6 protein-coding genes and 1 tRNA gene are annotated in these 6,000 nt (G+C 67.2%); 3 read left to right on the top strand and 4 right to left on the bottom strand.

What is annotated here, in order from left to right; all coding sequences use genetic code 11:
- Both Q0916_RS00750 and Q0916_RS00745 read right to left on the bottom strand, forming a co-directional pair.
- Positions 1-85: transfer RNA gene (locus Q0916_RS00750), tRNA-Leu, on the bottom strand.
- Positions 86-124: 39 nt separating this feature from the next.
- The gene (locus tag Q0916_RS00745) at positions 125-634 is read right to left on the bottom strand and encodes an MOSC domain-containing protein (RefSeq protein ID WP_299232977.1); all 510 of its coding nucleotides are present in this window, start codon (positions 632-634) and stop codon (positions 125-127) included.
- 73 nt (positions 635-707) lie between these two features.
- On the opposite strand from Q0916_RS00745, the gene Q0916_RS00740 reads away from it, so the two are divergent.
- Together Q0916_RS00740 and Q0916_RS00735 are read left to right on the top strand one after the other, a co-directional pair.
- A complete protein-coding gene (locus Q0916_RS00740) occupies positions 708-1,205 on the top strand; it encodes an NYN domain-containing protein (protein ID WP_299232974.1) in 498 nt (165 codons plus the stop codon).
- 82 nt (positions 1,206-1,287) lie between these two features.
- Positions 1,288-2,658, top strand: coding sequence for a geranylgeranyl reductase family protein (locus Q0916_RS00735; protein ID WP_299232970.1), 1,371 nt, complete (start codon positions 1,288-1,290; stop codon positions 2,656-2,658).
- Between the two features lie 40 nt (positions 2,659-2,698).
- Here the strand turns inward: Q0916_RS00735 and aceB are convergent, their stop codons facing one another.
- Both aceB and aceA read right to left on the bottom strand, forming a co-directional pair.
- On the bottom strand, positions 2,699-4,009 hold the full coding sequence (aceB, locus tag Q0916_RS00730) for a malate synthase AceB (protein ID WP_299232965.1): 1,311 nt from the start codon (positions 4,007-4,009) through the stop codon (positions 2,699-2,701).
- Positions 4,010-4,199: 190 nt separating this feature from the next.
- The gene (gene aceA / locus Q0916_RS00725) at positions 4,200-5,267 is read right to left on the bottom strand and encodes an isocitrate lyase (RefSeq protein ID WP_299232963.1); all 1,068 of its coding nucleotides are present in this window, start codon (positions 5,265-5,267) and stop codon (positions 4,200-4,202) included.
- A 323-nt stretch (positions 5,268-5,590) separates the two neighbouring features.
- On the opposite strand from aceA, the gene Q0916_RS00720 reads away from it, so the two are divergent.
- Complete coding sequence (locus tag Q0916_RS00720) at positions 5,591-5,980, top strand: DoxX family protein (RefSeq protein WP_299232961.1); 390 nt, start codon at positions 5,591-5,593, stop codon at positions 5,978-5,980.
- The last annotated feature ends 20 nt before the right edge of the window (positions 5,981-6,000 follow it).

Genomic DNA, 6,000 nt, shown 5'->3' with positions numbered 1-6,000 from the left:
TGCGCGGGACCGGATTCGAACCGGCGGACCCCTACGGGACAGCGTCCTAAGCGCTGCGCCTTTGGCCTGGCTCGGCAACCCGCGCGCGGACCACCGTACTCCCATGACCCAAAAATAGCTGTCGCTACCGCCCGGCGCGGTCCCGGATGCGTGCGATGAGCCCCTCGAAGTCGTCTCTCCGTTCGAGCACCGACACCTCGTCGCCGACGCTGATCTCGCCGGGCGCCTCGACGCGGGCGCAGATCCCGCCGCGGCCCTCGCCGAGCGCGCGCATCAGGCCCTCGGCTCCGGTCAGCTGTTCGATGTACCGACACGGCGGCCGCGGGCGGGTGCCGACGAGGACGGCGCCGCCGAGGGCGAACCGACAGTCCAAGAGGTCGTGGACGTCGCCGCCGCGGACGACGAGGTTCCGGCGGTGTCGGCCCTCGGCGAGGTCGATCCCGGCCTCCCGTTCGATCGCCTCGATCGCCTCGGCCCGGACGAGCGTGATTTCACAGACGTCGTACGGCGAGTAGTGTCCGTCGCCGCTCCGGTAGCGGTCGCCGGCGAGCCCGCCCTCGAGGGCGTCGATCGAGTCGTGTCGCCGCATGGGTTCCCCGCCCGCCGGCGCGGTGTAGACCTCCTCGAGACGCATACGCGATTGAGAGCCCCGAGGGACAAAAAGACTCGACACCAAGACATATGCCCGAGGGCGGGCCAGATCCGGTATGTCACCGAACCACGCCTCCCAGCGGGTCGCCGTTCTCGCCGACTCCCAGAACCTCTATCACACCGCGCACACGCTGTACTCCCGGAACGTCGATTACACCGAGATGCTCGCCGCCGCCGTCGGCGATCGGGATCTCGTCCGGGCCATCGCGTACGTGATCAGGGCCGACTCGCCCGCCGAGGAGGAGTTCTTCGAGGCGCTTCACGACATCGGCTTCGAGACGAAGATCAAGGAGATCAAGACCTTCGCCGACGGGTCGAAGAAGGCAAACTGGGATCTGGGGATGTGTCTCGACGCCGTCACGCTTGCCTCGAAGGTCGACACCGTCGTGCTCTGCAGCGGCGACGGCGACTTCGCGCGGTTGTGTACGCACCTCCGACACGAGGGCGTCCGGACCGAGGTGGTCGGGTTCGGCTCCTCGACGGCCGAGGAACTGCTCGGGGCCGCCGACTCGGCGCTCGATCTCAGCGAGGACGAAGAGCGCTTTCTCCTGTGACCGGGCGGTCCCCGTCGGCTCGGGGCGCCCGACGCGCCCGGCGTGAATAAAGAGTTTTGCGCCCCCGGCGCCCAGAGTGACCATGACCACGTTCGAGTACGACGTCGCCATCGTCGGGGCCGGGACCGCCGGCTGTTACGCCGGAGCCACCGTCGCCGACGCGGGGTACGACGTCGTCATCGTCGAACGGAAGACCGAGTCGGAGGCCGGACACATCGCCTGCGGCGACGCGCTGAAGGGCGCCGACAAGTTCCCGGAGTCGATCCCGAAATCCCACATCGAGGGCGCGTTCACCAACACCGACGTCGACCACGGCCAGTTCGAGATCCCCCGTGAGGGGGCCGTTCTCGACATCCCCGTGCCGGGCGAACTCGCCGTCATCGACCGTCTCGAGTACGGCCGGCGGCTGATCGACGGGGCCGAACGCGCCGGCGCGGAGTTTCACTACGACACGGTCGTTCAGGACGTCCTCCAGGGCGACGACGGTCGGGTGTTCGGGTTCGAGGCGACGACGGAGGGCGATCACCGCCGCTACGAGGCCGAGATCGTGCTCGATGGGGCCGGGGCGCTGTCGCTGCTGCAGGACAAAGCCGACTTCGCCGGGACGACCTTCGACACCAACGTGCGGTACTCGCAGTTCTCCTCGGCGTACCGCGAGGTCATCGAGGTGGACGAGCCCGTGTCGTGGTCCGACGCGTTGGTGTTCAAGCCGACGAAGCGCTCGGCGGGCTACCTCTGGTACTTCCCGCGGACGCCGACCGAGATCAACGTCGGGTTGGGCTTTCAGATGAACGAGGAGCCGATGCAGCTCGTCTCCGACCTCCGGGAGGACGTCAGCCGGCGGCCGGAGCTGAAAAACGCGACCGTCACGGACAAACTCGGCGCGGCGCTGCCGACGCGACGGCCCTATGACTCGGCGATCGCGCCCGGATACATGGCCATCGGCGACGCCGCCGCCCACGTCAACCCCTGTACCGGCGGCGGGATCGCCGGGGCCGCCTACGCCGGTCAGTACGCCGGCGAGCAGGCGATCGAGGCGATCGAGGACGCCGACGTCGGCGAGGACAGCCTCTGGCGGTACAACGAGCGCGTCATGGAGCACTACGGCGGTCGCTACGCCGCCCTCGACGTGTACAACGTCTTCTCGACGGCGTACGACATCGACGAACTGCTCGGCCTGCTGGCCGCCCTTCCGGCCGAGAAGCTCTCCGACGCGCTGTACTCGGGGTCGGCGAGCATCGATTGGGGGCTCAAGCTCCGGGTGCTGATAAAGAGCTTCGGCCACTGGGGGACGTTAAAGAGCCTCTACGAGACGAAGTCCCTCGCCGACCGCCTGCTCGAACACTACGAGTCGTACCCCTCGACGCCGGCGGCGTTCCCCGAGTGGCAACGCGAGCGCGACGCGATCATGGACGACATCTACGCCGAGACCGGCGCGGACCCGAAGTACTGACCGCGACGCGTCCGTATAAGATATCCGGTGGGCCGGACGATCAGTTGCCGACGTCCATCGCCCGATCGACGACGTCCTCGTCGTACAGCTCCGCGAGGCCCTCGTGTTGGTCCGGGCGGTTCTCGTAGACGTCCTGGAACAGCGTAATCGGCGTTTGTAACGCCTGGTAGGTCGCCTCGTCCCACATCCGATCGGTGCTGACGTCGACCCGGACGCCGTCGATCTCGACTGTCGCCGACCGCGTCATCGCGATCGCGCCCTTGCCGGCCTCCTTGGCCGCCTCGAACTCCTCCATGGAGTCGACGATGTCGTCGAGGCTCGGCACGTAATCCAGCAGGTCGAGCAGCTCCTCTCTGAGTTCCGCCTCGTCGAGTTCGAGGTCGTCGTTCCCGACCGAGAGGACGTAGCCGTCGTCGGTCTCCACAAGCGAGACGCGGTCGCCGCCGTAGACCTCGACGCCGTCCCGACGGTCGAGTTCGACCTCCCGTCCGTCGGCGTCGAAGAGCCAGTACCCCTCCTGGGGCGGGAGCGGGGAGGTGTTGGCCTCGACGACCTGTCCGGGCGTCAGCGACCAGATGCCGAGCATCCCCTTGGCCTGGTTGTCCGTCATCCGCTCGTGGTAGCCCTCGACGTCGCGGATGTCGTCGTATGGGCCATCAACGGCGATGAGCCCCGCCGCGCTCGCGGCTCGGGAGGTGTTGTGACGGAGCTCGGGCCACGGCGGGAGCGCGCCCGTCGGCGTGATCGCGCGGGCGTCCTTCGTGTAGTCGACCTCGCCGATCACGAGCATGAACAGCCGTTCGAGGTTGTTCGTCGGCTTGCCCATCTCGTCGCGGAGCTTCTCCATGGCGAGTTCGGACTGACCGCTCTCGACGATGACGGACATCTTGATCGAGCCCTCGTCGAAGCCGTACTCGTTTTCGATGATCGTCAGGAACTCGTCGGCCTTCTTCCAGTCGTCGATGTCGCCGACCTCGGGGATGACGAACCCGTCGATGTACTCGATGGCGCCGTTGTCGGGGTCGGTGATCTCGAGCATCCGCTGAAAGCCCTGATATCGGGTCTGTGGGCTGTCGCGGTGCCAGACGACGCGAGGGTGGATCTCGCCGGGGTAGTCGGCGCCGTGCTCGGAGACGACGTCGATGATGTTCTGTGCGCCCTCGTCGCGCATGTTCGGCGCGGTGGCGTCCTCGTTGTCGGGCACCCAGACGTCCGGCGCCTCCATGCCCGAGAGCCCCGCGGCTCCCTCGAGCATCTTCGCCGAATCGTCCTCGCCCTCGACCGCGGTCGGGGTGGTAAAGAAGGTCCGAACGAACTTCCGCTCGTGCGTACGCTTGTCTATTTCCGTCATATAGTCACTAATACGGTCGGTTCGGGGCGTCTTAAAGGTGGCCGAATCACCTCACGGCTCGGCGTATCGCGGGCTCCGCTCGGCGTAAAACCCCGAGGCGGCGCTCCGTCCGGCTCCGCACGTCTCAGAAAAATACCGGCGTCGGCCCCGCGTTTGGGAGCTCCGAAGCTCCCGGTCTGTGGGTCTCGTCTCAGTCGTCGTCGCCCGAGGTCAGCGGGTCGCTCTCCTCTTCGGTGAAGCCCGCGGACTGCTCCATCCGGGCCTGCGCTTCGGGGTCGAACTGCGCCTCGATGTCCTGGAACCGCGAGACGAACGAAAGCTCGTGGTGGCTCTCGGTCTCGTGGCCGAGGTAGCGGTCCTCGAGGTCGAACTGCGCGCGCTCGTCGTTGTCGGCGATGTTCTTCATGTCCTCGTACACCGCGTGAGCGCCGGAGTGAAGCGCGTACAGCGTGATGAAGATGTACTGGTACCCGAGGTCGCCGAGCTCCTGGAAGGTGAGCGGGTCCTCCTCCTCGGACCACGCGAAGGAACTCGAGTAGTTGAACGCGAGATCCAACTCGGGGTGGGTCTCGTGGATCGTCTCGGCGTACGCGACGGCGTCCTCGCGGGAGGGGTCGGGCATCTCGGGCCAGACCAGATCGACGCCGGCGTCGGCGTAGATCCGGCCGCGCTCGAGGTGTTCCTCCCAGTCGCCGTTCGCGGAGCCGTAGGCGTCGGTTCGGGCGATGACGATCGTGTCCTCCGATTGCTTCGCGTCGACGGCCGCCGAGAAGCGGGCCTTCGCCTCCTCGCGGGGGACGATCTGCTTGCCGGCGATGTGCCCACAGCGCTTCGGGGTTGTCTGGTCCTCGATGTGGACGGCGGCGACGCCGGCCTTCTCGTACTCCCGGACGGCGCGGCGGACGTTGTGGACGCCGCCGTAGCCGGTGTCGCAGTCGGCGACGACCGGCAGGTTCGTCGCCTCGACGATCCGCTTTGCGTTCTCGACCATCTCGGTCATCGTGACCATCTCGAGGTCCGGGAAGCCGAACTGTCCCAGGACCGTCGAGTAGCCGGACATGTACGCGGCGTCGAGGCCCGCCATCTCGGCGAGGCGGGCGTCGAGGGCGTGATACAGGCCGGGCGCGAAGGTGAAGTCCTGCTCGTCGAACTTCCGTCGGAGTTCGCGGGCGGCCGGGTTGTCGACGTCTCTGGTGATCGATTCGGTGTTCTGGACGCGGCTTGCGACCTCGTCCGTCTCGTCGTTGTCGTGTGCCATAGTTAGGTAGTGAGCGTGCCGTCTTCGACGGGAGATCCGTTCGGTCCGACGGCGGTGGTTCCTGAGTGAGAGCGGACGACGGCGCCGACGCCGCGTCGGGCGCGGGTCGGGCCGTTCGTCGTGTCACTCGTCATGCGCGTGTGGGGGGAGTGCCGACTGGTACAAAACTGTTATGAATTATAATGTTAATATCGGGTATACTGTTTTCAGTCATTAATGGAGAGTGAGTCTCTAGCAGGTTCCGGGTCACAACGCGCCCGACGCGCCGGGTCCGGGGCGGGACCGACACCCCGATTTATGTCGCTGGCGGGACAGGGCCGTGTATGGGAGACACCACAGACGACACGACCGATGGACCGTCGCGGCTCGGGCGGGCGCTGTTCGGCCTCGGCCTCGCGCTTCAGGCCTCCGAGGACTTCCGCGACATGGAGGACACCGTGGCGTACGCCGAGTCGGCCGGCGTGCCGCTGCCCGGCGTCGCCGCCCCTCTCGCCTCGGGGATGATGGCCGTTGCGGGACTCGGGGTGGCGCTGTGGCGGTTCCCGAGGGTCGCGACCGGCGCGGCCGTCACCTTCCTCGCCGTCGTGACCGCGACGATGCACGACTTTTGGAACGCCGATCCCGACGACCGGGACGGCGAGCGGCTCGCCTTTTTCGGGAACCTCGCGATGTTCGGGGCTGCGCTCGTGTTCCTCAGAGAGGCGTACGACTGACCGGACCGCGGCGTCCGAAC

Origin of the sequence: Natronomonas sp. (assembly GCF_028274965.1) — an archaeon.
Taxonomy (GTDB): Archaea; Halobacteriota; Halobacteria; order Halobacteriales; family Haloarculaceae; genus Natronomonas.
The sequence above is the reverse complement of the archived record's forward strand: the minus strand, read 5'-3'. Positions and strand labels throughout refer to the sequence as shown.

Coding starts and splice junctions, on each gene's coding strand:
- Q0916_RS00745 (WP_299232977.1), bottom strand. CDS start 634: ATGCGTCTCGAGGAGGTCTACACCGCGCCGGCGGGCGGGGAACCCATG.
- Q0916_RS00740 (WP_299232974.1), top strand. CDS start 708: ATGTCACCGAACCACGCCTCCCAGCGGGTCGCCGTTCTCGCCGACTCC.
- Q0916_RS00735 (WP_299232970.1), top strand. CDS start 1,288: ATGACCACGTTCGAGTACGACGTCGCCATCGTCGGGGCCGGGACCGCC.
- aceB (WP_299232965.1), bottom strand. CDS start 4,009: ATGACGGAAATAGACAAGCGTACGCACGAGCGGAAGTTCGTTCGGACC.
- aceA (WP_299232963.1), bottom strand. CDS start 5,267: ATGGCACACGACAACGACGAGACGGACGAGGTCGCAAGCCGCGTCCAG.
- Q0916_RS00720 (WP_299232961.1), top strand. CDS start 5,591: ATGGGAGACACCACAGACGACACGACCGATGGACCGTCGCGGCTCGGG.